Source organism: Geomonas silvestris, assembly GCF_014193515.1.
Classification (GTDB): domain Bacteria; phylum Desulfobacterota; class Desulfuromonadia; order Geobacterales; family Geobacteraceae; genus Geomonas; species Geomonas silvestris.
The window spans coordinates 391,087-418,053 of the sequence record NZ_BLXX01000001.1; the positions used below are offsets into that span (position 1 = coordinate 391,087).

At 64.5% G+C, this 26,967-nt stretch carries 23 protein-coding genes; 11 read left to right on the forward strand and 12 right to left on the reverse strand.

What is annotated here, in order from left to right:
* The first annotated feature begins 217 nt into the window (after positions 1-217).
* The 6 genes from ubiG to GMST_RS01680 all read left to right on the forward strand — a co-directional run bounded on the left by ubiG (position 218) and on the right by GMST_RS01680 (position 7,411).
* Entirely contained in the window at positions 218-1,024 is an 807-nt protein-coding gene (ubiG, locus tag GMST_RS01660) for a bifunctional 2-polyprenyl-6-hydroxyphenol methylase/3-demethylubiquinol 3-O-methyltransferase UbiG (RefSeq protein ID WP_183352859.1), read from the forward strand.
* 49 nt (positions 1,025-1,073) lie between these two features.
* Entirely contained in the window at positions 1,074-1,736 is a 663-nt protein-coding gene (locus GMST_RS22130) for a hypothetical protein (protein ID WP_246399159.1), read from the forward strand.
* Positions 1,637-2,986, forward strand: a complete 1,350-nt coding sequence (locus GMST_RS01665; RefSeq protein ID WP_246399160.1) for an FAD-binding oxidoreductase — start codon at positions 1,637-1,639, stop codon at positions 2,984-2,986. The genes GMST_RS22130 and GMST_RS01665 overlap by 100 nt, the downstream gene beginning before the upstream one ends.
* Positions 2,986-4,137, forward strand: a complete 1,152-nt coding sequence (locus GMST_RS01670) for an SDR family oxidoreductase (protein ID WP_183352861.1) — start codon at positions 2,986-2,988, stop codon at positions 4,135-4,137. Before GMST_RS01665 ends, GMST_RS01670 begins: the two co-directional genes overlap by 1 nt.
* Positions 4,138-4,445: 308 nt before the next feature.
* Complete coding sequence (locus tag GMST_RS01675) at positions 4,446-6,053, forward strand: HEAT repeat domain-containing protein (RefSeq protein WP_183352862.1); 1,608 nt, start codon at positions 4,446-4,448, stop codon at positions 6,051-6,053.
* Positions 6,050-7,411, forward strand: a complete 1,362-nt coding sequence (locus GMST_RS01680) for an HD-GYP domain-containing protein (RefSeq protein ID WP_183352863.1) — start codon at positions 6,050-6,052, stop codon at positions 7,409-7,411. The genes GMST_RS01675 and GMST_RS01680 overlap by 4 nt, the downstream gene beginning before the upstream one ends.
* Here the strand turns inward: GMST_RS01680 and GMST_RS01685 are convergent.
* Positions 7,396-9,153, reverse strand: coding sequence for a sensor histidine kinase (locus GMST_RS01685; RefSeq protein ID WP_183352864.1), 1,758 nt, complete (start codon positions 9,151-9,153; stop codon positions 7,396-7,398). The two genes, GMST_RS01680 and GMST_RS01685, sit on opposite strands and share 16 nt — an antisense overlap.
* Before the next feature lie 372 nt (positions 9,154-9,525).
* Between GMST_RS01685 and GMST_RS01690 the strand changes: the two genes are divergently transcribed.
* The 3 genes from GMST_RS01690 to GMST_RS22520 all read left to right on the forward strand — a co-directional run bounded on the left by GMST_RS01690 (position 9,526) and on the right by GMST_RS22520 (position 14,556).
* Entirely contained in the window at positions 9,526-13,983 is a 4,458-nt protein-coding gene (locus GMST_RS01690; RefSeq protein ID WP_183352865.1) for a DEAD/DEAH box helicase, read from the forward strand.
* 61 nt (positions 13,984-14,044) lie between these two features.
* Positions 14,045-14,269 carry an addiction module protein gene (locus GMST_RS01695; protein ID WP_183352866.1) on the forward strand — a complete coding sequence of 75 codons (225 nt, stop codon included), beginning with the start codon at positions 14,045-14,047 and terminating at the stop codon, positions 14,267-14,269.
* The gene (locus tag GMST_RS22520; protein ID WP_183352867.1) at positions 14,266-14,556 is read left to right on the forward strand and encodes a type II toxin-antitoxin system RelE/ParE family toxin; all 291 of its coding nucleotides are present in this window, start codon (positions 14,266-14,268) and stop codon (positions 14,554-14,556) included. Before GMST_RS01695 ends, GMST_RS22520 begins: the two co-directional genes overlap by 4 nt.
* A gap of 14 nt (positions 14,557-14,570) precedes the next feature.
* Here the strand turns inward: GMST_RS22520 and GMST_RS01705 are convergent, their stop codons facing one another.
* From GMST_RS01705 to GMST_RS01730, 6 genes are all read right to left on the reverse strand, one after another.
* Positions 14,571-15,362, reverse strand: coding sequence for an ABC transporter permease (locus GMST_RS01705; RefSeq protein ID WP_183352868.1), 792 nt, complete (start codon positions 15,360-15,362; stop codon positions 14,571-14,573).
* Positions 15,355-16,029, reverse strand: coding sequence for an ABC transporter ATP-binding protein (locus GMST_RS01710; RefSeq protein WP_183352869.1), 675 nt, complete (start codon positions 16,027-16,029; stop codon positions 15,355-15,357). The genes GMST_RS01705 and GMST_RS01710 overlap by 8 nt, the downstream gene beginning before the upstream one ends.
* A 10-nt stretch (positions 16,030-16,039) precedes the next feature.
* Positions 16,040-16,486: a hypothetical protein gene (locus tag GMST_RS01715; RefSeq protein WP_183352870.1), complete on the reverse strand. Its 447-nt coding sequence runs from the start codon at positions 16,484-16,486 to the stop codon at positions 16,040-16,042.
* Between the two features lie 266 nt (positions 16,487-16,752).
* The gene (nifS, locus tag GMST_RS01720) at positions 16,753-17,925 is read right to left on the reverse strand and encodes a cysteine desulfurase NifS (RefSeq protein ID WP_183352871.1); all 1,173 of its coding nucleotides are present in this window, start codon (positions 17,923-17,925) and stop codon (positions 16,753-16,755) included.
* Positions 17,922-18,788: a Fe-S cluster assembly protein NifU gene (gene nifU, locus GMST_RS01725; RefSeq protein WP_183352872.1), complete on the reverse strand. Its 867-nt coding sequence runs from the start codon at positions 18,786-18,788 to the stop codon at positions 17,922-17,924. Before nifU ends, nifS begins: the two co-directional genes overlap by 4 nt.
* A gap of 329 nt (positions 18,789-19,117) precedes the next feature.
* Positions 19,118-20,536, reverse strand: a complete 1,419-nt coding sequence (locus tag GMST_RS01730) for a phosphoglucomutase/phosphomannomutase family protein (protein WP_183352873.1) — start codon at positions 20,534-20,536, stop codon at positions 19,118-19,120.
* A gap of 240 nt (positions 20,537-20,776) precedes the next feature.
* Here GMST_RS01730 and GMST_RS01735 point away from each other — a divergent pair, with 240 nt between their 5' ends.
* Together GMST_RS01735 and GMST_RS01740 are read left to right on the forward strand one after the other, a co-directional pair.
* The gene (locus GMST_RS01735; RefSeq protein WP_183352874.1) at positions 20,777-21,070 is read left to right on the forward strand and encodes a PxxKW family cysteine-rich protein; all 294 of its coding nucleotides are present in this window, start codon (positions 20,777-20,779) and stop codon (positions 21,068-21,070) included.
* Between the two features lie 310 nt (positions 21,071-21,380).
* A complete protein-coding gene (locus GMST_RS01740; RefSeq protein WP_183352875.1) occupies positions 21,381-21,833 on the forward strand; it encodes an NUDIX domain-containing protein in 453 nt (150 codons plus the stop codon).
* Positions 21,834-21,874: 41 nt separating this feature from the next.
* On the opposite strand, the gene GMST_RS01745 is transcribed toward GMST_RS01740, so the two are convergent.
* The 5 genes from GMST_RS01745 to accB all read right to left on the reverse strand — a co-directional run bounded on the left by GMST_RS01745 (position 21,875) and on the right by accB (position 26,946).
* Positions 21,875-23,446, reverse strand: coding sequence for a sensor domain-containing diguanylate cyclase (locus GMST_RS01745; protein WP_183352876.1), 1,572 nt, complete (start codon positions 23,444-23,446; stop codon positions 21,875-21,877).
* Between the two features lie 15 nt (positions 23,447-23,461).
* A complete protein-coding gene (locus GMST_RS01750) occupies positions 23,462-24,295 on the reverse strand; it encodes a menaquinone biosynthetic enzyme MqnA/MqnD family protein (protein ID WP_183352877.1) in 834 nt (277 codons plus the stop codon).
* A gap of 233 nt (positions 24,296-24,528) precedes the next feature.
* Positions 24,529-24,915 carry a glycine cleavage system protein GcvH gene (gene gcvH, locus GMST_RS01755; protein WP_183352878.1) on the reverse strand — a complete coding sequence of 129 codons (387 nt, stop codon included), beginning with the start codon at positions 24,913-24,915 and terminating at the stop codon, positions 24,529-24,531.
* 3 nt (positions 24,916-24,918) lie between these two features.
* Entirely contained in the window at positions 24,919-26,259 is a 1,341-nt protein-coding gene (gene accC / locus GMST_RS01760; RefSeq protein ID WP_183352879.1) for an acetyl-CoA carboxylase biotin carboxylase subunit, read from the reverse strand.
* Positions 26,260-26,475: 216 nt separating this feature from the next.
* Positions 26,476-26,946 (reverse strand): acetyl-CoA carboxylase biotin carboxyl carrier protein, encoded by a 471-nt coding sequence (gene accB / locus GMST_RS01765; RefSeq protein ID WP_183352880.1) that lies wholly within the window; start codon positions 26,944-26,946, stop codon positions 26,476-26,478.
* Positions 26,947-26,967 lie beyond the last annotated feature (21 nt).

Below are 26,967 nucleotides of genomic sequence, written 5' to 3' on the forward strand. Positions count from 1 at the left end.
CCGGCGCACGCCGCAGGGACTCCGGAGCTCCCCAGCGGATGTGTCGGCATCCCGCGCGCGTGAAGCCATCCCTCCAGACGGCACCGGCCCGAGTTCGCCTGCGCCCTACAAGAAATTACGCCAGACATCACCTCGCGAACTCTTGACATTCGAGAGGTTGCCTTTAATTTTCTTTAGTCGCTTTTAAGGGCGTGCACTTATAAGAGGCGGAGGAGAGATGCGGCAGCGCATAGCCCAGGACGTCTACGACCGGATCGACAACGGCATCTACGACTCGGAGCAGGAGCGTTGGTGGGAGCCGGACTCGGCGCTCTACCTGATCAAGGGGTCGCTCAATCCGGCGCGCCTTGGCTTCGTGAAGCGGGTACTGGAGCAGGAACTGCGCTGGAGTCCGCCAGGAAGGTCGGCGCTCGAGGTAGGCTGCGGCGGAGGAATCCTCACCGAGGAGATCGCCCGGCTCGGCTTTAGCACCTCCGGTGTCGACCCGGCCGAGCGCTCGCTGCGCATCGCCGCCGAGCACGCAGCCCAAAGCGGCCTCGCCATCAGCTATCGGCAGGGAAGCGGCGAGGCCCTCCCCTACCCCGACGCGCGCTTCGACGCGGTCTTTTGCTGCGATGTCCTGGAGCACGTGCGCGACCTTCCCCGAGTCGTTCAAGAGATCTCGCGGGTGCTGAGGCCGGGCGGGATCTTCTTCTACGACACCATCAACAGAAGCTGGGCATCCAGGCTCGTGGCGATCAACCTGGCGCAACGCTGGCCGCGCTGGGCCTTTCTGCCGGAAGGCCTGCACGTCTGGGAGATGTTCATCAAGCCTGCGGAGATGAAGTCGCTCCTGGCGGCCTCCGGGCTTACCTGGCGCGAGCACCGCGGCTTGAGGCCGAACGCCTCCCCGCTCACCGTGCTGCGCTGCCTCAGGCAGCGGGCCCGCGGCGAGCTCGATTTCTCCGAGTTCGGCAGGCGCCTGAGCCTCGTGGAGTGCGGTACGACCGGGCTCATGTATCTGGGGTATGCGGTAAAGGCTTAAGCGGGTGGCCAGAATGAAGTGAATGAGTAGGTCAGGGCACGGAGGGCTTATGGAAGCACACGCATCTATGGAAACCGGATGCCCGTCAGACGAGGTTCTCAACACCGCGCGCAACTGCCGGCACTACGCCATGTGCAAGGTCGACTTCCTCGGTACCGGCGTCTGCGCCTCGGGACCTGAGCGCGGCTTCGTGGCCTTCTACCCCCAGGGGCGCATGGACCTCTACGCCGCACTCAGGGACGGGCGCGCGCCGGTGACTGCCGGGGCCCTGGCAGTGGCGGAGAGCTGCGACTTGTGCGGCAGGTGCGACTACCAGTGCTACTTCGTGACCGGCATGCGCCCGACCCGGGTGATGCGGGCCCTGAAGGAGCACCTCGCCGCCTACCTCTCTGCCGGCGGCGAGGTGGAGCCGGAAACCAGGGACGCGCTCCTGGGCCGGATCCGCGAGATCGTGGGCGAGCCGTGGGCGACCAACGACCCCGCTATCGCCGTCACCTACTCGCACGACCCTAGCCCGATAGCGGTCCCAAGGCTCCCAGCCTACGTGGTGCGGTCCCAAGGCTCCCAGCCTACGTGGTTCTGCCGGGATCCGCCGCGGAGGTCGCCGCCCTCTTGCGGCTTTTCCAGGAGGCAGAGATCAGCTGGACCGCGCGCGGCAACGGCAGCAACATCCTCGGCTTCGAGCTCGACGAGGGAGCCATCATCGACCTGAACCGCATGCGGGAGTTGAGCTTCGACGAGAAGAACTGGTCGGTGCGGATCGGTCCGGGAGTCTCGGCCTTCGAGCTGCAGCGCGCGGCGTTTGCCCGCGGCTACCGTGTCCACGTCGCCGAGCCGGCTGCGCTGGTTGTGGCCAGCTTCATGTGCTCGGGGATCCTCTCCCTGTTCGCCACGAGCTACGGCACCTCCGCTGAGGGGGTTCTGGACGCGCGCTTCGTGGCACCGGACGGCAGTGCCTTCTCGATGAACCAGAAAGAAGGGCCGAACCTGTTCGCCTTTGCCCCGGCTCCACAGTCGACGCCGGGAATCTGCGTCTCCGCCGACCTGAAGCTCCACCCCATGACCGACGACGAGGAAGGCGCTCTCATCCCCTGCAGCACCTTGGCCGAGGGACTCGAACTCGCCCGAGAGCTGGCCCAGCGGCGCATCGGCTTTGCCGTAGGGGTGTTGGGGATCGAGTACGTCGCCTCCTTCATGTCTCCCACCCAGGAGCTTGCCGGCGAGGTGAAGAGCGTCCTCGCAGACTCCCTGGGGATGGCCTGCCTGGTCCTCGTGCTGGGGGACAGCTACGCGATGGGGAGTCTGAAGCAGATGGGACATCCGCTCATCGACCAGCGCCTGTTCCGGGCCCTCAGCCTCGGGCTCCCCGACCTGGCGAGCGCCCCCTGGCTCGACCTGCTCCCCCAACTCTCCCAGGACGAGCCCTTTGGCTACCTGAAGGCGGAGGGGTTCGCCGAACTGGCCGAGACCGCGCTCGCCCCTTCACCGGAGCGGCTGGCCCAAAAAGTGGATCCCGAGCTGAGGGAGTTCCACGAAAAGCTCTACGCACGCCCCGAGCTCACCGACCTGGTCTGGCTCAACATGTTCCGGATCACCAGCTCGCGCATCGGCAGGGAAAAGCACTTCTTCCCGATCCTTTTGTACCTGCCGCTCGAGGCGGGCCTCATCGAGGAACTCGGCGCACGGTTCCAGGCCATCGCAAAACCGCGCGGCATCAAGCACGAGGTGGGCTTCGTGACCCCCATCGACGCCGGCAAACGCTGCATCTTCGAGTACGACTACTACGTGGACCAGTGCGATGCCGGGGAGATCGCCAGGGTGCGCGAGGCGATAGCCGAGGTGGCCGCCGTCATCGACGAGGTCGGCGCCAGGACGGGTACCCTGCGCTGGATGCGCTACGTGCTCTACCAGGGGTTTTGCCGGATGGAGAACCTGCTCTACACCGAGGTGCCGCGAGGGTGATGACAAGATTCGTTCTGACAGGCGCCACGGGATTTCTGGGAAGCCACCTGATGGCGGAGCTGCTGCGCGACGGCCACACCGTGGTGGCCCTGGGGCGGGGTTCGGGAGAGTCGGGCCTCAAGGAGCGCATCGCCCGGCAGCTCGCCTGGTTCGGCCTCGATTCGGAAGGCGACCGGGTGCACTGCGTGGAGGCGGAGCTCCTCAAGCCGCGCCTGGGGCTTGGCCAGGCGGCCTACCGGGAACTCTGCAGCCACCCCGCGACCATCGTGCACCTCGCCTCGGATACCCGGTTCGCCCCCGCCAACCGCGCCGCATCGCTCGCCACCAATGTGGAGAGCCTTGCCGCAGTGCTCGACTTTGCCCGGGACAGCGCAGCCCCTTTTTTCCACTACGTAAGTACCGCCTACGTCGCCCCCGCCGACTGCAGCCTGTGCCGCGAGGAGCCGGTGGCGCATGGGAGTTTCGCCAACATCTACGAGGAAACCAAGGCGCGCGCCGAGCTTCAGGTGGCGCAGCGCTGCCGGGAGCTGGGACTCCCCTACAGCATCCTGCGCCCCTCCATCGTCTACGGCGACTGCCGGACCGGCCGGTCCAACAGCTTCACGGCCCTCTACCACCACGTAAAGGCCCTCGAGCTGATCCGGGGGATCTACCTGAACGACCTCGCGAGCCAGGGGGGCGCCAAGTCGCGGGCCAGCGGCATCGCCCTTGGCCCCGACGGCACCCTGAAGCTCCCCCTGCGCATCTTCCTCCCCCGCAAAGGGCACCTAAACCTGATCCCCATCGACTTCTTCGTCGCCGCGGCAACCCGGATCATCGCCGCCCCCCGCCCTGCCGCCATCTACCACCTTACCAGCCGCACCCCAAGCACCATGGAGGAGTTGGCCCTTTTCTGCGAGGCCTTTCTGGGGATCGCCGGGATCGAGATCCGCTACGGGGAGCCGCCGGCCTCCCTGCGCCCCAACCCGGCCGAGGCACTCTTCGGCAAGCTCATCGAGCCCTACCGCCCGTACCTCAGCGACACCCGCAGCTTCGACAGCACGAACCTTACCGCGGTAGCCCCCGGCATCGCGCCGCCCCCCTTAAGCTACCCCATCTTCGAGCGCTGCATGCGCTACGCGGTCGAGGTTAACTGGGCGCACACCAGGTAGCCACGCCTCCGCCCCCCCGGCGGCTGGGCTCGCGAATGCCGGACCTGCAATCGTTACACTCCCACCTCCCGCCAGCCACAATTGCCATTCTCTTATTAAGAAATTATTGAACAAGACAAACTCTTCCTGTATAAACACAAAACAACTTTGGTGCGGCGCCACCCGGGCACTGTCACGGGAGCCGGCAAATCATTAGCATCTCCACATCCTAGTACCATCCAAACGGGGCCATGACTCAAACAACATCGCTAATAATTGAATTTCAGCGCCATTTAGGATAACATCCGACCCGATTACGGGAAGAGGATATGCCAGAGAAGAGTCCACAGACAACCATCCCGCAGAAGGTGACCGGTGCCACGGCAGCAGCCTACCGCACCGCGCTGGCTGCCACCTACAAGGCGCTGAAGGCCTACACCTTCTACCCCGAGGGGCACCCGCTGCGGAACCGGATCCTGGCCGGCGCGCACCAGGTAGTTTCCGGCGCTGCCAAGGACGGCTCCCTCACGGTCCTGGTCTCCCGCAACGGTTTCACCTGCGCCGACGGGCGTACCCCCGTCGAGACCACCCCGATGACCAAGGCGCTGGCGCAGGAGCTCTTCGCCCGCGAGATCCAGCGCCTGCAGGTCCTCCCCGCCGTAACCCTTGCCGATTACCTCCGCTTCCTCTCCCTGCTCTCTCTCGATCCCCCCAGGCTGGTGGCCTCGGGAGGGCTCACCCGGCTCCTGCAGCAGCAGGGGATCACGACCATCGCACTCAACGAGATCAACATAAGCGCGGTGTTCACCAAGGTGCGCGGCGAACAGGAGCAGGAAGCGTGCGATCCCGACTCTCCCGCCCCTGGTCCGGGGAGCGCCGCAGAGTGCCTGGACGCCCCGGACCAGGAAAGCCAGCTCTCGGTGAGCGAGATCCTCGAGCTGATGGCGCAGGAAACCGACGACGAGAAGTACCGCCAACTTGGGCGCCTGCTCCTGGTCAAGGTGCAGCCCCTGCGTCAGGAGCGCGACTTCGACGCGCTGTTCGGGGTACTGGTGGCGCTCCTGGAACAGAACTCGGATCCCACCCGCTCGCCGGCCGGCCGCGAGGAGGCGCTCGTCCTCCTCAGGCAGCTGAGCGCCGGGGAGGTGACCGAGCACCTCCTCGACCACCTGGAGGACGGCGAGTTCACCCAGAAGGAGCTCGTCTTCCTGATCCTCAAGGGCGCCGGGGCCGAAGCGGTCGATCCCCTGGTGCGGCGCCTGATCGCTGCGGGGCTCAAGGCCTCGCGCCGCACCCTCAGCACGGCGCTGCAGCGTATCGGCCCGCCGTCGGAGCCGGCCATGATCGCGCTTTTGAAGGACGGCCGCTGGCAGGTCGCCTTGACCGCCGCCTCTATTCTCGGCGAACTGGCAAGCCGCGACGCGGTGAAGCCGCTGGCCCAGACCGCGGCGCTGCACAACGACAGCCGGGTGCGCCTCGAGGCGATCCGGGCCCTGGCGCTGATCGGCGGCATGGAGGCGAGCGCGCAGCTCGTGGAGTTCCTCAACGACCCGAACCCGGCCCTGGCCCAGCACGCGGCGCTTTGGCTGGGAAACACCAAAAACTCCCGGGCAGTCGAGCCGCTGTGGCAGCTGGTGGTGAGAAGGGACCTGCGCGGCAGGCTCACTCCGCTTAAGAAAGAGGCGCTTTTGGCGCTCGGGCGGATCGGCGACCGACGCGTCCTGGAGCCCTTGGACCACCTGGTGCGCCGCAGGTTCATCCTCTTCCCCGGGCGCTGGAACGAGTTGAAGCTGGTCGCCCTGGAGGCGCTCGGCAGCCTGGGCGGAGAACAGGCGCGACAGTCCCTGGCCCGGACGGCGGCGCAAGGGGGGCACCTGGGACGGGTCGCCTCGGCCGTCCTCGACGCCATGGCCAAAAGGAACACGGAAACACCATGAGTGAGATATCCCCCCAGACGGCGCAGCGCGTCGCCATGCTCATCGCCTCCTCGGTTCGCACCGTCATGCTCTACCCCCTGGCGCACCCCGCGGTCGGCCAGCCGCTCCAGGAACTGACCGCGCTTTTGGGCGACCTGCTCGAGGAGCACGGCCAACTCCACCTGGGGCAGGTGGAAGGGACCTTTTTCCTCAACAACCGCCTGCTGGTTACCCCGCCCCCCGCCGTGGCCGACCTGGCCGACCGGCTCACCAAGAAGAAGATCGAGGCGCTCACCGTGTTATGCGGGGTGACCCGCGAGGAGCTCTTCGCCTTCGCCACCCTTCTGGGACGCCGCGAGGTGGGGGTCGAACAGCTCCCCGAAGAACTGGAAAAAAAGGGGATCCGCAGCATCCGGGTCGGCATCGAACAGGAGGAGGCGTCCAACGAGGACGATCCCGGCCTCCCCGCGCGCACCTACCACCAGGCCCTGCAGGCCGTCAAGGAGACCATGCGCGAGGTCGAGCACGGGCGCATCCCGAGCGGCCAGTGGATCAACCAGGTGGTGGACAACATGGTCTCGGTCACCATGCGCGATCCCACCACCCTCCTTGGCCTCTCCATGATCAAGGACTACGACAACTACACCTTCAGCCACAGCGTGAACGTGGGGATCCTGGCGCTCACCCTCGGATCCTTCCTGGGATTGGAACAGGAGTCGCTGCGCGACCTGAACACGGCGGGGCTTTTGCACGACATCGGCAAGACCACGGTGGACAAGGCGATCCTCAACAACCCGGGAAAGCTCTCCGCCGAGGAGTTCGAGAAGATGAAGCGGCACGCCGAGGCAGGGGCCGAGATCGTCGGCAAGATGAAGGACATAAGCCCGCGGGTCGCCGACGCCGTGCTCGGCCACCACATCAGGTTCAACCGCACCGGCTACCCGGAGTGGGCCTGCGACCGTGAGTTCAGCGAGTTCACCGAGGTGGTGGCGGTGGCCGACTGCTACGACGCCATCACCACCTTAAGGACCTACCAGATCCCCACCCTCCCCAAGGAGGCGATGGACATCATGCGGGGGCTGGCCGGCACCACGCTGAACGCGCGGCTCGTGGAAGAGTTCGAGAAGATGATGGGAGAGTACCCGGTGGGGACCCTGGTGAGGCTGGACAACAACGAGATCGCGCTGGTGGTGAAGCCGCACCCGATGGAGAGCCGGGTGCCGGCGGTGAAGGTGATCATGGACCCGCAGGGGAACCTTCTGGAGTCGCCCCGGGCGGTGAGCCTGGCCGAACAGGAAGGGGGGCGCTACGCGAACATCGTCTCGCCGGTGGACGCCCTTTTGAAGAACATCAACGTGGCGAGCTACCTGCTGGCCTGAAGCTCGATCCTGGGCGAGCCGGGGAGACCGACCAGCGCCCCCGGGGTCATGCGGCTCGAGGCTCCCGGCAGGGTGAAGTAGATGGTGGCCCCCTCGTCAAGCGCCCCCTCGGCCCAGACCCTCCCGCCGTGGCGCTTGACGATCCGCTTCACGGTGGCAAGCCCGATGCCGGTCCCCTCGTACTCGGGGCCGTGCAGCCGCTGGAAGGCGCCGAAGAGCTTGTCGCGGTAGGCCATGTCGAACCCCACCCCGTTGTCGCGCACGAAGAATACCGCCTGGTCCCCTTCCCCTTCCCTCCCCACCTCGATCCTCGCCGCCCCCCTGGTCTTCGTGTACTTCCAGGCGTTGTCCAAGAGGTTCACCAGCGCCCGGTGCAGGAGCACCCGGTCGCCGTGCACCACCAGGTTCGAGGCCACCTGGAATTCGACCTGCCGTTCGGGCTCCACGTTTTGCAGGCGCCGGCAGATCTTCCAGGACATCTCGCTTAGATCCACGCTGCTCGGCAGCATCTGCGAGCGCCCGATCTTGGAGAGTTCGAGCAGGTCGTCGATGAGCTGTCCCATGCTGCGGCTGGAACTGCGGATCCGCTCCAGGTAGTCGAGCCCCTGGGCGGGAAGCTGCTCGGCACACTCCTCCATGAGGATGGCGCTGTAGCTGTTGATGTGGCGCAGCGGCGCGCGCAGGTCGTGGGAGACCGAATAGCAGAAGGATTCCTGCTCCTTGATGGCCGCCTCCAGCCGCAGGGTGCGCTCGGTCACCCTGAGGTCCAGCTCGGCGTTCAAGAGGCGGATCTCCTCCTCGACCCGGCGGCTGTCGGTCACATCCCGCGAGATGCCGAACACCCCGACCACCTGGCCGTCCCCGTCGCGCAGCGGCCCCTTGGTGGCGTGCACCACCACGCTCTGCCCGCTGCCGCTGGTCAGCTGGTGCTCGGGCTGGCAGACCGCACCGGTCCGCATGATCTCCCGGTCCAGCTCGCGCAGCTGCCGTGCCTCCTCCGCGGGGAAGAGGAACCCGTCGTCCCGCCCCAGGATCTCCTCCACCGATTTGCCGGTCAGCTGCGCCGCTGCAGAATTGACCAGGATGTAGCGCCCCTGCGCATCTTTCGCGTAGATCGAATCCGAGGTGCCGTCGATGATGGCGTGCAGCAGCTCGCGGTTCTGGCGCAGCGATTGCTCCGCCTCCACGCGTTCGGCGATGCTGCGCCGCAGGTCGGCGTTGGCGGTCTTCAGGTCGCGGTGCTCGCGGTCGTAGCTCGAGAGCAGGGACCAGAGCATGATGGTGCAGGATGCGCCGTTCAGCCCGATGGCGACCAGGGCGTCGATGAGCCGGGGAGTGGTGCCGGGATAGCCGAGGACCAGTTCGGGATGGAGGTACTCGAGACCGAGCAGGAGGGCGATATCGGCGAGGGCGAAGGCGAGGCAGCCCCAGCGCTCGCGGCCCCGGAAGAAGATGAGCGCGTAGACGAAGCCGGTGAAGTAAAAAAAGGGGATGCTCCCTTGCGACCCGTTCACGCCGAACCAGCACAGGCTCAAGTCGACGAGGTAGCAAAAAAGCAGGCTCTTCAGCAGGTAGCGCCCGCGGCGGGCTTGCCAGTACAGGGCAAGGGCGCACAGGCCGAAGACGGCATCGAGAAGGACGATGTGGCGGGGCAGATCGATGGTAAAATCAACCGGTGCGAGGAAGAACAGGCTCAGCAACCCGGCGCAAAGGCACAGCAGCCGGAAAAGACTCTGTTCCATGCCCGGCTGTTTCACTGACTGGAGGTCTGGAGTTTCACTCATGACAGCATTTGCCTCGCACATGCCTATCGTACTGTCTTAGCAAAACCGGCTATTTCAGTGAGTGCCGCGACAGAGAAAAGGCGACCTTTTTCAGCCTTTTTTGATGTACCACATGAAATTACATTTACAAAGATTTATTTTGCCAGAGCAGGGAAAAACCGCATAAACTACAGGAATAACCTAGCTACACGTAAGCGGCTTCTTACATGCATCGGAAAAAGGCAAGGATTGCCGTGAGTTGGATCTGCCGCCACGGGCGGTCCGGCTGGGCCGCTTCCAGCCTCGACCGATCGCCCCCCGCTCCTCAATCGCTGCCATCTGGGGCCTCTCATGGAGTCACGGATTCAGGACAGTTTCCATCCGCTTATCAGGGGGTGGTTCGCCGAAACGCTGGGTGAACCGACCGAGGTGCAGCTGCGCACCTGGCACGAGGTGGTGCAGCGCCGGCACGTGCTGGTCACCGCCCCCACCGGCAGCGGCAAGACCCTCGCCGCCTTCTTGTGGTCCATCAACCAGCTGGTGAGCGGCAGCTGGCCCAGGGGGGCCACCCGGGTCATCTACGTCTCCCCTTTGAAGGCCCTCAACAACGACGTCAGGCGCAACCTGCTGTTGCCCCTGGAAGAGTTGCGCGCACGCTTCGCCCTCCACGAAATCCCCTTCCCGTCGCTCCAGGTGGTGACCAGAAGCGGCGACACACCCGCCGGCGAGCGGCGCCGCATGCTGCGCTCCCCCCCCGAGATCCTGATCACCACCCCCGAGAGCCTCAATATCATGCTCGCCTCGCGCGGCAGCCGCCAGCTGCTGACCGGGGTCGAGACCGTGATCCTGGACGAGATTCACGCGGTAGCCGGCACCAAGCGCGGCACCCACCTGATCACCGCGGTGGAGCGGCTCACCCTTTTAAGCGGCGAGTTCCAGCGCATCGCCCTGTCGGCCACGGTGCGTCCGCTGGAGACGGTGGCAGAGTTCGTGGGCGGATTCGAGGAGCGCGGCGGCAGCTACCGCAGGCGGCCGGTCGCGTTGGTGCGCGGCGAGCGGACCAAGCGCTTCGAGCTCACCGTGAGCGCCCCGGAGGGGCCGAGCGAAGGGGACCGCGAGCTCTGGCCCCGCCTCGCCGCACGCTTCGCCGAGATCATCGCCGGGCAGCGCTCCACCCTGCTCTTCGCCAACAGCCGGCGCACCACCGAGCGGGTCACCCGGCTCATCAACGAGAATGCCGGGGCCGAGCTCGCCTACGCCCACCACGGCTCGCTCTCCCGCGAGATTCGCCTTGCCGTGGAGGAGCGCCTGAAGCGCGGCGAGCTTAAGGCGATCGTGGCGACCAACTCGCTGGAACTGGGGATCGACATCGGGGAGCTCGACACCGTGGTGCTGATCCAGACTCCGCGCTCGATATCCTCCGCCATCCAGCGCATCGGCCGGTCCGGGCACGGGGTCGGCGAGGTGAGCCGCGGCCTCCTGTTCCCCACCGTCGGCCTCGATTTCGTCTCGGCCGCCGTGATGGCCCGCGCCATCGCCGACGGTGAGATCGAGGAACTGCACCCCGTTGAGGCGCCGCTCGACCTCCTGGCGCAAATAGTCCTCTCCATGGCGCTCACCGAGCCCTGGGACCTGGACGAGCTCTATGCATTCCTTAAAACGAGCTACCCGTACCGCAACCTTTCCCGGTCGCAGTTCGACCTGGTGATCGGCATGCTGGAGGGGCGCTACGCCGACTCGCACATCCCGGAGCTGCGCCCGCGCGCGAGCGTAGACCGCCTGGACAACACCATCGCCACCCGGGCTTCCCTGTCGCTGCTCATCTTCCTGCAGGGGGGAACCATCCCGGAGCGCGGCTACTTCGACTTGCGCCTGAAAGAGAGCGGCGCGAAGATAGGCGAGCTCGACGAGGAGTTCGTCTGGGAGCGCCGCCTCGGGGAGAGCTTCGCCCTGGGTGCCCAGGTCTGGCAGATCACTGAGATCGGCCACTCCGCGGTGCAGGTGGTCCCGGCAGCGAGGAGCCACCAGATCATCCCGTTCTGGCGCGCGGAGGAGCTGGACCGTGACTTCTACTACTCGGAGAAGCTCGCCCTCTTCCTGGAACACTGCGCGAGCCTGGCGCCCGAGGAGCTGGAGCGCGAACTCTCCGGGAGCTACTTCATGGAGCCCGAAGCGGCGCATGCCCTGGTCGAGTTCCTGCTGCGCCAGCGCGAGGCGACCCGGGCCGAGCTGCCGCACCGGCACCACCTGCTGGTGGAGGAGTACCACGATCCGAATACCCACGCCGGCGAGCGCCAGGTCATCCTGCATACCCTCTGGGGCAACGCGCTGAACCGCCCCTTCACCCTGGCGCTGCAGGCGGCCTGGGAGAAGAGCTTTTCCCACCCCCTGCAGGCCTTCTACTCGAACGACAGCATCGCGCTGCTGGTGCCGGCGGAGACCGACCCGCGCCTCCTTCTGGACCTTGTGGCCCCCGATCAGTTGGAGACGCTCCTGCGCGCCTCGCTGGAGGGGAGCAACTACTTCGGTGCCCGCTTCCGCGAGAACGCCGGGCGGGCCTTGTTGCTCCCCAAGGCCAACGTCAAGCGCCGCATGCCGCTGTGGCTCACTCGGCAGCGCTCCAAAAAGCTTTTGGCGGCGGTGCAGCGCTACGGCGACTTCCCGGTCATCCTGGAGACCTGGCGCTCGGCCCTTCAGGACGACTTCGACCTGGAGCACCTGAAGCAGCTTTTGCGGGAGCTTAAAGACGGCGAGATCCGCATCACCCGTTGCGCCACCAACGCCCCTTCCCCGCTGGCCCGCGGCCTCGTCTGGAACCAGATCAACAGCTACGTCTACCAGGACGACAGCACGCCCCCCAGGGATTCCGGCCTGGGGGGCGACCTCTTCAAGGAGCTCGCCGGCCAGGCGCAGCTGCGCCCGCGCCTCTCCGCGCCACTTATCCGCGAGTTCCTGACCAAGCAGCAGCGCACCGCGCCGGGGTACACCCCGGAGACCTCCCAGGAGCTGGTGGACTGGGTGAAGGAGCGTCAGCTCATCCCCGAGCCGGAGTGGCGGGAGCTCCTCGAGGCGCTTCAGCGGGAGCACGGGCTTGAGGAGGCTTCCCTGCAGGCGGAACTCGCCGGCCGTCTGGTGCGCCTGGTACTCCACAAAGCGGCGTTGCCGCTGATCGCCCCGGTGGAACGGCTCCCGGAACTGGCTCGCAGCCTGAGACGGCACCGGGACCAACTGGAACTCCTCCCCCTGGCGGAGGGGCCTGCAGCGCGCAACGCCCTGGAGCGCTCCCTGGCGAAGCTTGGCGGCTGGCCGGACGAGCACAGGGGGGAGCGTGCCCAGGAGAGGGAGGAGCTGGCAGCGACCCGGCTCGTGGCGGCATTTCTGAGCTACTACGGACCGGTACCGGTCGGTTGGCTGGAAGAGACGCTGGCGCTGCCGGAGCTCGAACTTTCCCAGGCGCTGCACGAGCTGGAAGAGAGCGGGCTGGTCCTGGTGGACCGGTTCGGCGAGGAGTCGAGTGCGCTCGAGGTCTGCGACGTGGCGAACCTCGAGGCCCTTTTGCGCATGTTGCGCCGCTCGCGCCGCCCCGCCTTCCAGGCACTCGAGCCGGGCGCCCTCCCCCTCTTTCTGGCGCAGTTCCAGGGAGTGGCGCGACCCGGCAAAAGTCTCGAGGAATTGCGAGAGCGGCTCGACCAGTTGCTCGGACTGCCGCTTGCGGCGAGCCTGTGGGAGCAGGAGGTGCTGCCGGCGCGCCTGGAGCCCTATTTCGGCTCCTGGCTGGACAGCCTGATGCAGAACAGCGACCTGATGTGGCTTGGGTGCGGGGAGCAGCGGCTCTCCTTCGTATTCCCCGAGGAGCTCGTCCTCTACCGCCAGGAACCGGACGGGAATATGGAGGACCGGGAGACCCTGCAGCGCCTGTTCCCGGACCCCAACGGCCGCTACAGTCTCAGCTCCATCTGCCTGGCAAGTGGGATCTCCTCGGCGCAGGCGACGGCCGAGCTCTGGAAGAGTGCCTGGCAGGGAGAGGTGACCAACGACGGTTTTGCTAGCGTGCGCAAGGGGATCCTGACCAAGTTCAGCGCGCCCCCCTCCCGGGAGCGCAGCGGCTTGCGCCCCACCCTCGCCCGGCGCTGGCACAAGGAGCAGGAGGGGACCGGGAACTGGTTCCTGGTGCCTCAGGAGAAACCGCCCCTCGATCCGCTGGAGCGGGAGGAGTTGAACAAGGAGCGGGTCCGGGTGCTTTTGAACCGCTACGGCCTCCTCTTCAAGGAGCTCTTGCAGCGCGAGTCGGCCCCCCTGCAGTGGCGCGCCCTGTTCAGGACGCTGCGCATCATGGAGCTTTCGGGGGAGGTGCTCGCGGGACACTTCTTCGAAGGGATTCCGGGGCTCCAGTTCATCTCGCACGACGCCTTTAGGATGCTGAACGAGGGGCTGGCGCAGGACGCCGTGTACTGGTTCAATGCCGCCGACCCCGCCTCGCTTTGCGGCAGCGGCCTCGAGGCCCTCCCGGACCGGCTGCCCTCCCGGCTTCCTTCCACGCACCTGGTCTACCAGGGGACCCAGCTCGTGCTGGTGTCGCGGCGCTACGGCAAGGAGCTCGAGTTCCTGGTGGGACCGGATCATCCGCGCCTCGCCGAGTACCTGGTGCTGTTCCGGGCGCTCTTGACGCGCGAGTTCAACCCGGTGAAGCGCGTCGTGGTCGATACGGTGAACGGCGTGCCGGCCGCCACCTCACCCTACGCCGGCGTCCTCAAGGCCTTCGGCTTTCAGGCCGCCTACCAGGGGCTTGAGTTATGGAGGCAGTACTAGGAATAGAGGGCGTTTCGGTGTACAGTCAGGTTAGCCAGGAGGCAATGCAGGAGGCAATGAGATGACCGTAAAAGAACTTGAAGAAAAGGCTCTCGGTTTGGGTTGCGAAGAACGGGCAAGGCTTGCGGCACGTCTTCTTCTTAGCCTGGAAGAGTCGACGGAATCAGATGCGGAGAAGCTGTGGCTGGATGAAGCAGAACGGCGCTTGGATGCTTACCAGAAAGGTGCCGTTCAGGCGATCCCGGCTGAAGAGGTCTTTGCCCGAGTACTCGAAGGGATAAAATGAGGGCAAAGTTTCTGCCGGAGGCGGCCGAGGAATTTCGTGAGGCAGCCAGCTACTACGAGCAGAAAGCGCCCGGGGTCGGTTTCGTTTTTGTAGCAGAGGTCCACCGAGCTGTAGAAATCGCGAGGTCCCACCCACTGTCCGGCAGAGCAGTCGGCCGGCACCTGCGCAGTACCCCACTGCACAATTTTCCCTTCTCTATTATCTACACATTAAATCAGGAGTCGGTTCTTATCGTTGCAGTAGCTCACCAGAAGCGGCGTCCCGGCTACTGGAAACACCGCACTTAATCCCAGCTCACTCGTTAATGGCTCTCTCCCCTGAGCAGCAGCTGCTCTGCGTCGGTGAAGGCGTGGCTGCGCACCAACATGGTGCACAAAAGCGAGGTGAGACCGGAGGAGGCAAAGATCATCGCCATCACCACGAACTGGTAGATCGCGGCGTAGATCGGGCGGGAACCGGAGACCAGCATCCCCGCCATCATCCCGGGGATCCAGACGATCCCCAGCGAGCGCAGCGAGTCGATGGCCGGAATGAGGCTGCTCTCGAAAGAACTCTGCACGTAGGGTGCGATGCTCTCGTTGGGCTTGGCCCCCAGGGCGAGCGCCGTCTCGATCTCACCCACGTGGGCCAACACATCCGAGCGGAACCGGTTCAAGGCAAGCCCGGTGGTGTTCATGGCGTTGGCGATCAGCATGCTCCCGACCGGGATCAGGGCGGTGATGGCGGTGTCGATGACACCCAGGCAGGTCATCACGGCGATGACGGAGCCTGCGCCGCAGCTGATGGACCAAGCGGCGATCCGGTAGCTCCCGGGGATCCCCTTGGCGCGCTTGGCGGAGATGGCCGCGGCGGCGAGCACCATGGCCATCAAAAGGAAGACGCTGGTCCACTGGGGCCCGCGCAAGAGCGCGACCAGCACGGAACCGACCGCGACGATCTGCACCAGCCCGCGCACCAGGGCCACGGCCGCCTCGCTCTCCAGGTGCACCTTGCGCGAGCGCGCCAAAAGCACCACCGCGAAGGCGACCAGCCCGGCTGCGGCCGACTGGGCGAGTCCCAGGTAGAGCTGATCGGTGAAGAAGCGATTAAGCATGGAGCACCTCCTGGACCGTCCCGTTGCGCTGCACCCGTCCCTGCTCCAGGACCAGCACCGAGCTCGCCATCCGCTCCGCCTGCGCCACGTCGTGGGTGACCATGACGCAGGTAAGCTCGCGCTCGGCGATGATATCCTTGAGCAGGCTCTCGACACCGGACTTGCTCGCCTCGTCGAGAGCCGAGGTCGGCTCGTCCAGCAACAGCACCGTCGGCTCATTGGCCAGCGCCCGGGCTATCGAGACCCGCTGCGCCTCGCCGCCCGAGAGATGCGCCACGTCGTGCTCCAGGTAGCCGGGAAGGCCTACCCGATCCAGGAGTTTCCGGGCAACCTCCGGAGCGAGTTGCTCGCCGCGCTGTCTTGGCCCGAAACCGAGGTTCTCGTAGACGCTCCCCGGAAAGAGGACGGCGCGCTGGGTGACCATACCCACCCGGCGGCGCAGCTCGCTGGGGGGGATCTGGCGGTAATCGGTCCCCTGCAGGAATACGGTGCCCGAGCTCGGCTCGTCCAGGCGGTTCAAGAGGCGCAGAAACGAGCTCTTCCCCGAGCCGCTCGGGCCCACCACCGCCAGCACCTCGCCGGCGCGCACCTCGACGCTCACCTCGTCGACCAGCTTGCGCTCGCCGATCAGGCGGGTCAGCCTCTCCGTCCTCAACACGACGGGCATCATTCTCTCCTTATCGCGCCGCAGAGATCGGGCTTGCGCCGACCTCGCCAGCAAGCGTCCCCTGCTCATTATTCAGCTCCACCGGCAACGCAGCGCGCCCCAGCCACTCAAGCGCCTCCGGAATGCTCCGAAAGGTCTTGGTGCTGACCGGAATTCCCTTCGCTTCGCCGAGATTGTTCAAAATCCTGCCGAAGCCGAATTCCAGGGTGGACTCGGCGACAATCGCGGTTTTCCCTTCTTCGCGCCCTTGAACGATGCCCTTCACGAAGTCCGCAATACGCCTGAGGTCGCCACCGTTTAGCTGCAAGAGAGCGCCTTGCGGTACGATCCATATCACGTCTTTAGTTGGAACACCCTGGTAGAAAAGTCCGAGTTCCTGGAGAACGTCCTCGCAGATAACAGTACCTTCCAGTCTTTTTACAGTGAGATCCGTAGTGCAGAAAGTAGTTATCGACATCTGAGCCAGCCTCTTTAAGAATCTGTCAGCTTGTGCGTAAGCCGCAACAAGCAATGACTGTGAAGTTATACCACAGGATGCAAGTCAATGCAGCCAACGGTCGGCCTGAGACAGTATTCTGGGAAATTAAAGAGAGGAACAAACAAAGGGGGAGTAGCAACAAGCGCCCACTGAGAATGACGGCCCGGGCCTTCCAGGAGACCAGAACGCAAAAAGGGGTGAGCCTTTAGAGCCCACCCCTCGCGTTCTGCTTGGTTGTCGCCAGGTTACTGCTTGCCCAGGAACTCCCGTCCGAAGGGAGACATGTCGCGCAGCCGCTTGATGATGGGCGGCAGTTCGCGGATCACGGTGTCGATCTCCGCGTCGGTGGTGAACCGGGAGAGCGAGAACCGGATCGAGCCGTGGGCGCAGGTGAAGGGGACGCCCATGGCGCGCAGCACGTGGGACGGTTCCAGCGAGCCGGAGGTGCAGGCGCTGCCGGAGGAGGCGCAGATTCCCTTCTCGGAAAGGAGCAAAAGGATCCCTTCGCCCTCGACGAACTCCATGGCGATGGAGAGGGTGTTGGGGAGACGGTCGGCGCCGCCGCCGTTGATCCTCGTGTTGGGGATGAGGGCGGTCAGCTCGCGCTCCAGGCGGTCACGCATCTCACGCACCCGGACGCGTTCCTCTTCCATGTGCACGTGGGCAAGCTCGCAGGCTTTTCCCAATGCGATGAGGGAGGCGGTGTTCTCTGTGCCGGCGCGGCGGCCGCGCTCCTGGTGACCGCCTACCAAAAACGGCCTGAACGGGGTACCGCGGCGCACGTAGAGGACGCCGATCCCCTTCGGGGCGTGCAGCTTGTGCCCGGAGAGGGAGAGCATGTCGATGGCCGATTCCGCCATGTTGAGCGGGATCTTCCCCACCGCCTGCACGGCGTCGGTGTGGAAGAGCGCACCCTTCTCCTTGGCGATCTTGGCAGCTTCCTCGATCGGGAAGATGACACCGGTCTCGTTGTTGGCGTACATGAGGGTGACCAGCGCGGTGTCGTTGTCGATGGCGGCCTTAAGCTCCTCGAGATCGAGGCGCCCCTCGCTGTCCACGTTCAACTCGGTGATCCGGTAGCCGCGCTTGGAGAGGTTGCGGCACTGGGTCAGGACCGCCGGATGCTCGACGCGGCTGGTGATGATGTGGCGCTTCTCGGGGAACACCTCGAGCGCGGAGCGGATCGCGGCGTTGTCGCTCTCGGTGCCGCAGGCGGTGAAGACGATCTCGTCGGGGAGGGCTCCCAAAAGTGCCGCCACCCGGCTGCGTGCCTCGTCGACCTTCTTCTGCACCTGGCCGCCGAAGAAGTGCATGGAGCTCGGGTTGCCGTACAGCTCGCAGAAATACGGGCGCATCTCCTCGAAGACCCGCTCGTCCACCTTGGTGGTGGCGTTGTTATCGAGATAGATCTCCTTCATCCCTGAACCTCCTGGACCACGATATCATTGGAAACCAGCTCGCGCAGTTTCTGCTCGACGAACTTCGCGGTGTAGCCGGAAGAGGCGCAGCCGGCGCAGGCCTTGCGGAAGGCGACCTGCACGGTGGCGCCGTCAATGTCGATCAGTTCGAGATCGCCGCCGTCGGCCCACAGCTGGGGGCGCACCTCGTTCTCCAGGACTTCCTGGATGAGCTGCATCTTCCTGAGGTTGGTGAGCTTGGCCGGTTTTTCCTGGGCCACCTTCTTCTCCTCACCCAGCACCTCGGCGATGAGTTCCTTGATCTTCGGGATGCAACCGCCGCAGGCGCCGCCGGCCTTGGTGAAGTGGGTCACCTGCTCTGCGGTGGTCAGCTTGTTGGACTGGATCACCTTCTTCAGGAATACGTCGGTGAGGCCGAAGCACTTGCAGACCAGCTGGCCGCCGCCTTCGACGTGCTCGTGGTCATGGTCGTGGCCGTGCACCGGGGCCTCGACGCCGCGGTACTTGGCGATGGCGAGTTCGAGCGCCTCCTGCCCCATCACCGAGCAGTGCATCTTCTCTTCGGGGAGTCCTCCGAGGAAATCGGCGATCTGCTGGTTGGTGACCTCCAGTGCCTCGTCGAGGGTCTTGCCTTTCACCATTTCGGTGAGGGCCGAAGAAGAGGCGATGGCGCTGCCGCACCCGAAGGTCTGGAACTTGGCGTCGACGATGCGCTCCTTGTTCTCGTCCAGCTTCAAAAAGAGCTTCAGAGCGTCGCCGCAGGCCAGGCTCCCTACCTCGCCGACCGCGTCAGCATCCACTATTTCGCCCACATTCCTCGGGTTGAGGAAATGTTCTTTAACCTTATCAGTATAGTCCCACATAGACCCTCCTCTAATTTGTTCCGGTAATCATAGCGTAAAGATCAAATAAAGAGAACCCCTAAACGCGCCCTGAACTCCAGCGAATCACTGGGGTATCTTGACCGATCCTTGGTATGAAACCAGGCACTTCCCCTTCCGCGGAAAATGCGGGTTTCAGTATACCCGCATGCCGGCCCTTCAACAAGACAAAAAAGGACCGAATTAAAAGATAGTCGCGGGAAGGGGCCCGGAGAGCCAGCGCGGCGGGCGGTCGGGGAAAAGGAAAGAGCGGCTTCGACCGCATCCGGTTCGAAGCCGCTCCAGGTTTTCCGTCAGGTTGAGCGCTATCCCTAGCCGACGATGAATGCCTTCCCTGCCTCGGCCAGCGCCTGCAGGCGCTCCTCGCTGGCGGCCTCGCAGTAAAGCCGCACCACCGGCTCGGTGCCGGACTTGCGGAACAGAAGCCAGCTGCCGTCCTCGAGGAGGAACTTGTTGCCGTCCACCGTAATGAGCTCCTTCACCGGCACACCGGCAAAACTCGTGGGGGTCGCCTTGATCCGCTCCGGGAAGGCGTCCTCGAGCTCGGGGGAGAGCGTGATGTTGACCCTTTTGGTAAGATAGCGGCCGACCTTCCGGTAGAGCTCCTCGAGGAGAACCTTCACCGGCTTTCCTTCGTGGGCCACCATCTCGGCCGCCAGCAGGCAGGCCAGGATGCCGTCTTTCTCGGGGACGTGCCCCTTGATGGTGAGGCCGGCGCTCTCCTCGCCGCCGATGATGATCTTGTCCTGGGTGATCAGCTCGCCTATATATTTAAAGCCGACCGGCGTCTCGTAGACCGGAACCCCGTGCAGCTTGGCGACGGCGTCGACCAGGTGCGAGGTGGCGACACTGCGCCCCACCCCGCCGGTGAGCTTCTTGACCCGGATCAGGTAGTCGAGGAGCAGCGCAATGATATAGTTCGGCTCGATGAAGCTCCCGTCGCCGTCCACCACGCCGAAACGGTCCGCATCGCCGTCGGTCGAGATCCCCAAGGGGATGGCGGGATCGTTTTTCACCAGGGAGATGAAGTCCTGGATGTACTTCTCGGAGGGCTCGGGGGGAAAGCCGCCGAAGTAGGGATCGCGGTGGGCGTTGATCTGGACCACCTTGACGCCGTGCGCCTGGAGCGGCTCGGCCAGGTAGCCGCGGCCGGTGCCGTAGAGGGGGTTGACGGCGAGGGTCCCAAGCTTCGCGATGGTGCGGAAATCTACCTTTTTCGCCAAGTCCTCGAGGTAGGGGTGCATCGGGTCGATCTCTTCGAGGAGCCCGTCCGCTGCGGCCTTCTCGAGGCTGCACTCCTTGTAGCAGATCTCGCCCATCATCTCGTTGGCGCGCCGCTCGATGTCCTTGGTGGTCTCGGGGAGTGCGGGTCCTCCCGAGGAGGGAGAAAACTTGATGCCGTTGTACTCGGGAGGGTTGTGGCTGGCGGTGAAGTTGATAGCTCCTGCGGTCTTGCGGCGCAGGATCTCGAAGGCGATGACCGGCGTCGGCGTGTCGCGCGTGCAGAGGAACACCTTGATGCCGGCACCGGCCAAGACGCGGGCAGCCTCACGGGCGAAGCCCTCACCCATGAAACGGGAGTCATAGCCGACGATGATCCCCTTGCCGGCTTCCCCCGACGCCTTGACGTTGTCGGCGATGGCCTGGGTCACGACTTTCACGTTTTCAAAGATAAAATCCTCGCACAAAATACCGCGCCAGCCCGAAGTGCCAAAGGTGATGCGCTGCATAAAAACCCTCCTGATCTAATGAATGGCCCTTTTTGGAAACGGCTCGCAGGGGTGAAACCGAGTGTGATTCAGACCCTACGAAATCGGCCCTAAAATGAGAATTGATAAAGGTTACTGCATCGCCTTTGGAGAGTCAAGTAACTGCAAAAAAAGTAGAAACATTTTGGGTTGACATTTTTCTTTCGAAATTGGTAGAGTAACTTTCGTCAACGATTTCAAAGTAATTCAGGAGGTTTTCCCATGCAGTGTCAAACAGTTATTCCTGGTGCCGAGTGCACGTTCTGGGGCAAACAGGGTTGCGTCTTTACCGAAGGCTCTTGCCAGACCATCGTCGAGAATTGCGAAGGGTGTGACCGCGTCGTGACCGGCAGCATCGGTCAGGTGTGCAGCGCCTACCCGGCCCCGGAGAAGAAGTGGGCCAACGGGATCTGCAACTTCGCAACCCACGTCAAGGTCGAGATCAAGACCGACGATGCCAAGATCAACCCGCTCAAGGCATCCAAGAAAGCGGCTGGTGCCAAGAAGAAGAAGTAATCTTCAACCGGCTACGCTCTCGAAGGGAGGACACAACGTCCTCCCTTTTTTGTGCCCAAACAGGGATGAACGGGATAAACCGGATAAGGTTTAAAACCTCTAACCAACAGGGATAAATAGGATAAACGGGGATAGATCCTTAAGACTTAAGACCTTAAGGTTCTAAGGCTTTTACGGTTTAGAAGTTATCCCCTTTATCCCCTTTATCCCTGTTATTTTAAGGTCTATCCTGTTTTTCCCATTCATCCCTGTTCGGTTCAGGTTTGCTCCACGTGAATCCCTGTTACAATAGGTCCCGGAGGAAGAAGCTATGGCCCATGACCACCTTACCTGCCCCGCCTGTGGCGCTCGCGTCAAGGAGTACCGCAACCCGCACCCCACCGTCGACATCATCATGGAACTCCCCGAGGGTATCGTGCTCATCGAACGCCGCAACGAGCCCTACGGCTGGGCGATCCCCGGCGGCTACGTCGACTACGGCGAAATGCTCGAGGCCGCGGCCACCCGGGAGGCCAAGGAAGAGACCGCCCTGGACATCAGCGACCTGAGGCTTTTGGGGTGCTACTCGGACCCCAAGCGCGACACCCGGGGACACAACATCTCCACCGTCTACGTCGCCAGGGCTCAGGGGACACCGCAGGCCGGGGACGACGCCGCCGGTCTCGGGGTCTTCCCCCCGGAAGCGCTCCCCGAGCCGCTCTGCTTCGACCACGCCCAGATCCTCGCCGATTACCGCGCCCGCAAAGCTGCCGGCACCATCTAGCGGCTGCGGGGCGGAAGCATCCCGCTTCCCGCCCCGCCACACTAGCTCCCGGAACTCCCCGGGTCCGCGTACCTTCGGTAGCACCCTCTCCCCTGCTCCTTGGCGGCATAGAGCGCCAGGTCCGCCTTCTTGATCAGGTCCTCCAATTCGCTCCCGTCGTCGGGGTAGATGCTGATCCCGATGCTGGTCCCCACCCGCAGTTCATGCCCCTCGATGAGGTAGGGCTCGGTGAGCGCCTTTAAAACCTTGCCGGCCACGATCTCGGCACCGGCGATCTGGCGCAGGTTCCCCAGCGCGATCACGAACTCATCCCCCCCAAGGCGCGCCACGGTGTCCATGCCGCGCACGCTGCGCGCCAGGCGCTGCCCGACTTCCTGCAAGAGCTTGTCCCCCACCCCATGCCCCAGGGTGTCGTTGATCGGCTTGAAACGGTCGAGATCCAGGTAGAGTACCGCCATGCGCTGCTCCATCCTGATCGACATGGCCCGCATCTGCTGCAGCCGGTCCATGAACAAGAGCCGGTTGGGGAGCTGGGTCAGGACGTCGTAGTGCGCCATCCGGTAGAGCTGCTGGTCGGCGAGCTTGCGCTGGGTCACGTCGCGGTAGACGGCCCAGACCGCGGCGGGTTCGCCGGAGCGGAAGCTGCAGCTTAGGTACCCCTCGAGGTTGATCGAGCCCCCCTCACGCGAGCGGTAGACCGTCTCGAGCGAGCTCCCCTCTCCGCTCTCCAGGACCCGCCTGAATTGCCCCCGGTAGTGCGGCAGGTGCTCGGAATCCACCAGGTCGACGCCGTCGAGACCGGCGAGATCCCCTCTCTGGTAACCGAAGAGCCGCAGCCAGGCCTGGTTCGCGTAGATGAGCCGTCCGTCCGGTGCGCTCATCTGGATCAGGTCCTCGGCGTGCTCCAAAAAGGCGAAGAGCCGCTCCTCGCTCTCCTTCAGCTGGTGGGTCTCGCCGCGGGAGACCGCCATCAGGTGGAAGCCGATAGCGGAGACCGCGGCATTCAAAAGCGCCACCCAGCACCAGCTCAGCACCAGGTAAATGACGTCGTCGGTCACCCGCGGGTCGACGAAGGGCATCCGGATGCTGCGGATCACCCCGGCGTGCTCGCATACCAGCAGTCCGCCGTAGAGGAGCGCGCTCCCGCACCAGGCGACCCAGACCTCGCGGCGCGTCTTGAGCAGGTAGACCGCCTCGATGGCGACGAAGAGGTAGAGCGGCCAGACGAGGCTTGCGACGCCGCCGCTGAAGTGGATGAGGACGGTAACCAGCCAGGTGTCGAGCAGCACCTGGAGATGGTTCGCGTAGCGGTAGCGGGAGAGCGGACGGGAGGGGTCCTGGTAGGAGAGGTTGTAGAGGGCGACAAAACCGAGGCTCAGGAGCAGGAAGGCACCCTGGTTGAGGGTCAGATAGAAGCCGAAACGGCCGAAGGAGTAGAAGGTGCCGGCGTAGAGGGCGTAGACGCCGAGCAAAAGGAGGATCACCCAGCGGGCCCGGACCAAGAGCGCGACCGGCGCCGCCAGCGCGAGCGCGACCCGGTCGCCCCCGGGCGCCTGGAAGCGTCGCGAGAAGCCGTCGGTACTGGCGGAGCGCTGCGGGTCCTTGCTCGGCATAGTGCTACCCGTGGGTCAGCCGGCCAGTTCCTCGAGGAAAACCAGCTCGGGCTGCGAGGGGATCAATCCCAGTTCGAAGGCATGACGGAAGAAGCTGCGCGCCCCTTCCAGGTGGGCCGGCGTCAGTTCGTAGGAGATGGTCTGCCAGTAATCGACCAGCTCCGCAGCGCTCAGCCAGGCGTTCTCGGAGCACCCGGCGGCGATCTCGGCATAGGAGGCGTAGGCGAGCTTCTTCGCCGCCACCAGGTCCCGCCCCAAGGCGACCAGCTCGGCCCGCTTCTCCCGCACGGTGTCGCGGCGGACGATCCAGAGGGCAAAGACGAAGGGGAGGCCGGTGAATTCGTGCCAGAGCTCTCCCAGGTCGTAAACCCGCCAGTCCCCGACCAGCTGGGCCCCTTTCAGGGCGGCGTCGCCGATCAAAAGCACGGCCGGGTACTGCTGCAACGCCATGGTGAGCGGCGACTGGGTGCGCTCGTAGCTGGTGGTAAGGCCGTACTTGCGGGCCAGGAGCACCTTCAGGAGGTTGACCGAGGTATCGGACTCGGCACTGAGCCCCACCGTGGCCCCGTCCAGCCGCTCGATGGGGACGCGGGAAAAGAGCAGCACGCTCTTCACCGGGCCGATGGCGCTTATGGAGAGCTCGGGAAAAAGGCAGTACTGCTCGTGGGCGGAGGCGTATTCGATGGAGGAGGAAGGGCTCAGGTCGATCCCCCCGGACCTTAGGAGTGCGTTCAGGTGCGCGGGAACCCCGGGGACGAACCGGTAGCCGGAACAGTCGAAATGGGCGGCGAGTGCGGTGAAAATGGGGGTGCAGTTGGCGTAACGGATGTGCCCGATGTTGAGTGTCATGTTGTACATCCAATAGAAAACGTTAGGAGAAGGCGAGGGCCAGACTATACCAAGGGAAAGCCAATATCAAGATGAAACTGGCCGCATTGGCACAGCCGACCGCCCACGCTGTAAGAACTCCCAGGCTCATCCAGACGATACTGGCAGCCCTGCAGGGCCGGGAGAGGCGGCAAAAAGAAAAAGACGGGAGGTGGTCTCCCGTCTTTTTCAGCACTGCATTGGATTTTCCCGATTTACTCGCCGTTTGTCACGTAGTCCTCGTAGACGTCCGCGGCCATGAGCAGGTTCATCTCCTCGGGGTCCGGAACCTCGAGGACGACCAGCCAGCCGGCGTCGTAGGGGTCGTCGTTGATGAACTCGGGGGCGTTGCCCAGTTCGGAGTTCACCTCGAGCACGGTGCCGGAGAGCGGGGCGTACAGCTCGGCGACCGTCTTGCGCGCCTCTATCGAGCCGAAGGAATCGTCCTGCTCCAACTCGTCGCCCGGCTCGGGGAGCTCCACGGAGCTTACGTTGCCCAGTTCCGCCTGCGCGTAATCGGTGATGCCGATGACGGCCCGGTCACCCTCCAGCCTGACCCACATGTGTTCCTTGCTGTACTTCAGTTCCTCGGGAAAGTCCATACCTTACTCCAATACCAGTCTCTCGATAAAGCCGGTGTCGATGTTGCCTTCTATGAAATCCTTGTTGGCCATGATGCGTTTGTGGAACGGGATGGTGGTCTTGATGCCGTCGACGATGTACTCGTCGAGCGCGCGTGCCATCCGCTTGATCGCCTCCTCCCTGGTATCGGCGTGCACGATGAGCTTCGCGATCAGGGAGTCGTAGTGCGGCACCACGGTGTAGTTCGTGTAGACGAAGGAGTCGACGCGCACGCCGAGGCCGCCCGGGGTGTGGTGGTCGGTGATCTTCCCCGGGGACGGGGTGAACTTCACCGAGTCTTCGGCGTTGATGCGGCACTCGATGGAGTGCCCCTTGATCTTGATGTCGTCCTGGGTGTAGCGCAGCTTCAGCCCGAAAGCCGAGCGGATCTGCTCCTTCACCACGTCGACGCCGGTGACCATCTCGGTGACCGGGTGCTCGACCTGGACGCGGGTGTTCATCTCCATGAAGTAGAAGTTGTTGTTCTTGTCGACCAGGAACTCCATGGTGCCGACCGAGTTGTAGTCGACGGCCTTGGCTGCGGCAACCGCAGCGGCCCCCATCTTCTCGCGCAGCTCGGGGGTGGTCACCGTGGAGGGAGCCTCCTCGATCACCTTCTGGTGGCGGCGCTGGATGGAGCAGTCGCGCTCGCCCAGGTGCACCACGTTGCCGTGCTTGTCGGCCAGGATCTGGATCTCGACGTGGCGCGGGTTCTCGCAGTAGCGCTCGATGTAGACCTCGGGGTTGCCGAAGCCGCTCTGTGCCTCGGCGCGCGCGGTGGCAAAGGCGTTGGGGAGCGCTGCCGGCGAGTGCACGATCTTCATGCCGCGCCCGCCGCCGCCTGCGGTTGCCTTGATGATGACCGGGAAGCCGATCTCCTTGGCGACGCGGATCGCCTCGTTCACGTCGTGCACCCCTTCCTTGGTACCGGGGAGGATGGGCACGCCGACCTTGATCACCGCCTGGCGAGCCGTGATCTTGTCGCCCATGATGCGCATGCTCTCGGCGGAAGGTCCGATGAAGGTGATGCCGCACTTCTCGCAGACGTCGGCGAAGACCGGGTTCTCCGAGAGGAAGCCGTAGCCTGGGTGGATCGCCTCGGCGTCGGTCAGCTCGGCGGCGGAGATGATGGCGTTGATGTTGAGGTAGCTGGAGAGGCTGGGGGCCGGCCCGATGCAGACGCTCTCGTCGGCAAGCTTCACGTGCAGCGAATCCTTGTCGGCGGAGGAGTAGACGGCGACGGTCTTGATCCCCATCTCCTTGCAGGTCCTGATGATCCTCAGGGCAATCTCGCCACGGTTGGCGATAAGTACTTTATGAAACATGTAGTGATCTCCCGGGGAGGCGACGGGGAAACCGCAGGCGCGGGAATCGGAGATCCTCCAGGCGCGGCTGCCGGCTTAATCGTCTCCCTGTTCCTTGTGGTAGCGGCGAGGTGCTCCTCGCCCTCCCCATTTTGGCACACGCGCCAGGCGGGCTGCCGTCAAGGGCCAGGTGCAGCAGGAGGGGATGGACCCGTGTCCGCTCCCCTCCCGAACCGACTAGAGTTTTTCCACGATGAAGAGCTGGTCGCCGTACTCGACCGGCTGTGCATTCTCCTTGCAGATGCGCACGATCTTGCAGCGGTACTCGGCTTCGATCTCGTTCATGAGCTTCATGGCCTCGACGATGCAGAGGATCTGCCCCTTCTCGACGACCTGGCCTACTTCGACGTAGGGAGCGGCTTCCGGAGACGGCGCGCGGTAGAAGGTACCCACGATCGGGGAGGTTATCGCGTCGCCTTCCTCTGCGGCAGCGGCGGGTGCGGCAGCTGCTGCGGGGGCTGCGGCGGCCGGAGCGGCAGCCTGGGGAGCATACGCGAAGGGAACCGCCTGCGGCATCTGGAACTGGGGAGCTGCAACCTGGCAGCCACGCTTGATGACGATCTTGTCCTCGGCGTTTTCCAGTTCGAACTCGGTGATGTCGGTTTCGGTTACCATCTTGATCAGGGTCTTCAGGTCTTTTATATCCACGTTGCTCTCCTTTTCATTCCA

Coding starts and splice junctions, on each gene's coding strand:
- ubiG (WP_183352859.1), top strand. CDS start 218: ATGCGGCAGCGCATAGCCCAGGACGTCTACGACCGGATCGACAACGGC.
- GMST_RS01715 (WP_183352870.1), bottom strand. CDS start 16,486: ATGTCGATAACTACTTTCTGCACTACGGATCTCACTGTAAAAAGACTG.
- GMST_RS01730 (WP_183352873.1), bottom strand. CDS start 20,536: ATGCAGCGCATCACCTTTGGCACTTCGGGCTGGCGCGGTATTTTGTGC.
- GMST_RS01740 (WP_183352875.1), top strand. CDS start 21,381: ATGGCCCATGACCACCTTACCTGCCCCGCCTGTGGCGCTCGCGTCAAG.
- GMST_RS01745 (WP_183352876.1), bottom strand. CDS start 23,446: ATGCCGAGCAAGGACCCGCAGCGCTCCGCCAGTACCGACGGCTTCTCG.
- GMST_RS22520 (WP_183352867.1), top strand. CDS start 14,266: ATGAGGGCAAAGTTTCTGCCGGAGGCGGCCGAGGAATTTCGTGAGGCA.
- GMST_RS01670 (WP_183352861.1), top strand. CDS start 2,986: ATGACAAGATTCGTTCTGACAGGCGCCACGGGATTTCTGGGAAGCCAC.
- GMST_RS01750 (WP_183352877.1), bottom strand. CDS start 24,295: ATGACACTCAACATCGGGCACATCCGTTACGCCAACTGCACCCCCATT.
- nifU (WP_183352872.1), bottom strand. CDS start 18,788: ATGTGGGACTATACTGATAAGGTTAAAGAACATTTCCTCAACCCGAGG.
- GMST_RS01710 (WP_183352869.1), bottom strand. CDS start 16,029: ATGCCCGTCGTGTTGAGGACGGAGAGGCTGACCCGCCTGATCGGCGAG.
- nifS (WP_183352871.1), bottom strand. CDS start 17,925: ATGAAGGAGATCTATCTCGATAACAACGCCACCACCAAGGTGGACGAG.
- GMST_RS01690 (WP_183352865.1), top strand. CDS start 9,526: ATGGAGTCACGGATTCAGGACAGTTTCCATCCGCTTATCAGGGGGTGG.
- GMST_RS01685 (WP_183352864.1), bottom strand. CDS start 9,153: ATGGAACAGAGTCTTTTCCGGCTGCTGTGCCTTTGCGCCGGGTTGCTG.
- accC (WP_183352879.1), bottom strand. CDS start 26,259: ATGTTTCATAAAGTACTTATCGCCAACCGTGGCGAGATTGCCCTGAGG.
- GMST_RS01705 (WP_183352868.1), bottom strand. CDS start 15,362: ATGCTTAATCGCTTCTTCACCGATCAGCTCTACCTGGGACTCGCCCAG.
- gcvH (WP_183352878.1), bottom strand. CDS start 24,915: ATGGACTTTCCCGAGGAACTGAAGTACAGCAAGGAACACATGTGGGTC.
- GMST_RS01680 (WP_183352863.1), top strand. CDS start 6,050: ATGAGTGAGATATCCCCCCAGACGGCGCAGCGCGTCGCCATGCTCATC.
- GMST_RS01675 (WP_183352862.1), top strand. CDS start 4,446: ATGCCAGAGAAGAGTCCACAGACAACCATCCCGCAGAAGGTGACCGGT.
- GMST_RS22130 (WP_246399159.1), top strand. CDS start 1,074: ATGGAAGCACACGCATCTATGGAAACCGGATGCCCGTCAGACGAGGTT.
- GMST_RS01735 (WP_183352874.1), top strand. CDS start 20,777: ATGCAGTGTCAAACAGTTATTCCTGGTGCCGAGTGCACGTTCTGGGGC.
- GMST_RS01695 (WP_183352866.1), top strand. CDS start 14,045: ATGACCGTAAAAGAACTTGAAGAAAAGGCTCTCGGTTTGGGTTGCGAA.